Annotated in this window: 1 protein-coding gene; it reads right to left on the reverse strand. The window is 61.0% G+C overall.

The window, feature by feature from the left end; all coding sequences use genetic code 11:
• Positions 1 to 209: 209 nt before the first annotated feature.
• Positions 210 to 1,349 carry an XRE family transcriptional regulator gene (locus CKO23_RS24545; RefSeq protein ID WP_200336103.1) on the reverse strand — a complete coding sequence of 380 codons (1,140 nt, stop codon included), beginning with the start codon at positions 1,347 to 1,349 and terminating at the stop codon, positions 210 to 212.
• Positions 1,350 to 1,845 lie beyond the last annotated feature (496 nt).

The raw sequence follows: 1,845 nt of genomic DNA on the forward strand, positions 1-1,845 counted from the left end.
TATCTGGGCATGACGGCAAACTCCGCACCCCGCGTCGCCCAATCAGCGCCCGCCGGTTACCGTGAAACAGCGCACTTGTTGTAGGAGGCTCAACAGGACGCAATATGTTGCCTCTCCTGGCGTCCGTGCAAGCTACCGCCCCGTTTCATGGTCCGGGGTGGCGCTCCGCCATGTGCGTTAGAACGGATTCGCCGTGGCTCGCGGTAGTTCTAGTGAACGGCATCGAGTTGGGCATCCTGTTCCCAGTCGGAGACCAGATCGCGCATGACCTTGCGGTCCTTGCCAAGTACCTCCCCAATGAAGGCAAGGGAAGCCTCCCCCCGCTCCCACGCGGCGCGCGCAAGAGCCTCGGTGCGGCGTCCGTAGGCCGGGGGCTCAATTAGCGGCTCGGGCTCCTGTTTGTCCCAGCCGCGGGCCTTGCAGATCGACCACAGTCGACCGTTGGCGGCCTTGTCCAGATAGCCCTCCTGGTACAGCCGGGTCAGCATACCAGTGAAAGACACCCGAAATAGACGCTTCAATCGGATCACGTCGGTCGGACTGATCCGCCCCAAAGGTCCCGCGTGCTGGCGCAGGGCGGCCGCCGGCACTAGGAAAGTGCCGGCAAAGGTGTTGGCGATCTTCTCCTCCGGTGAGGCGTGCTTGCCGCGGGTCCGATAGCCATCGCCTGGCTCGCGATAAACGACCCGATGAAAGATCAGGTGCGCATACTCGTGCATCGCGCAGAAGATCTGGTGCTCGATCGACAGGGACGGATGAGTGTTCACAAATACGCCGGCCCCCACGGATTCACTGAACGCCGAGAACCCGGAGAGCAGGTTTCCGCCCCCTGGCTCAAGCTCGAACGGAATCACCCTGACGTCGATGCTTTCCAGCAAGGCGACGGGATCGCTCACGGGCGCGCGGTCGCCAACCCCCAGCCGGCCACGCTCCTCCTGGGCAACGGAGCGGACGATATTCAACTCCCGATGCCCGGCCTTGGATAGCGGCTCGGTGGGCGGTAACCCGTGATTGACGTCAAGTCCGGCAGCCACCTCCAAGTCAGCAATCGCCGCCAGCCGATCGAGCAGGCGCTGCTTTAACGCAGCGTCGACCGACTCGGGGTTGTCGGCCCGGAAGGCGATGGCGGCACCATCCGACTCTCGCAAATTGTAAAAGTAGGTGACAGGACGGCTATATAGATTGGCTATGTCCACGAGCTGTACGCCGTCGAACGGCACCCGGCCCTGCTCCATGCTGGCCAAGGTCTGCCGCGCGATGCCAAGCTGCTCGGCGGCGGCAGACTGGATCAACCCGGCCGCCTCCCTTGCCGCGCGCGCGCGCGCGCCCATCAAGATCTTGATATCCATACCCAACCCCATAAAGGTTAAAAAACTCGCACAAAGATATATTCTGCTTTCTTGTATATGTTAGTTTTTCCTAACATCGATGTCTGCAAAAACCTGTGCTTAGGTTGACGGGCAGCTTGCGGTATGGCTTCGAGAAAGATACGGGTTTACCGCGTGAACTTGCCGGTTACCCTGCGGGTATCAGCATCAGCTCTCGGTGGCCGCTCTGCGACCGTATCCTGTCGCTCCGACGCGGGGTTTGACTGGCAGCAAACCGCTATCAGGATCAAGCCGACGCTCATTGCGGCGAGTCCAGTGACCGGATTTGGGACTCTGCGGGTGCAGAGCGGTCGACAAGCAGTGACTGCTTTCAAGTCGAGCCGGTGACTCGATCTCTGACCATGCTTCTGTTTCCCCTTCCTGTGATGAGGAAACAGACGATGAAGACAAACACTGACACGTCCCACGCCGCACATGAGCCGTGGAACAAGGGCAAGCTGATTGGCCAGAAGCCGCC

This window comes from Thiocystis violacea (genome assembly GCF_016583565.1).
Classification (GTDB): Bacteria; Pseudomonadota; Gammaproteobacteria; order Chromatiales; family Chromatiaceae; genus Thiorhodococcus; species Thiorhodococcus violaceus_A.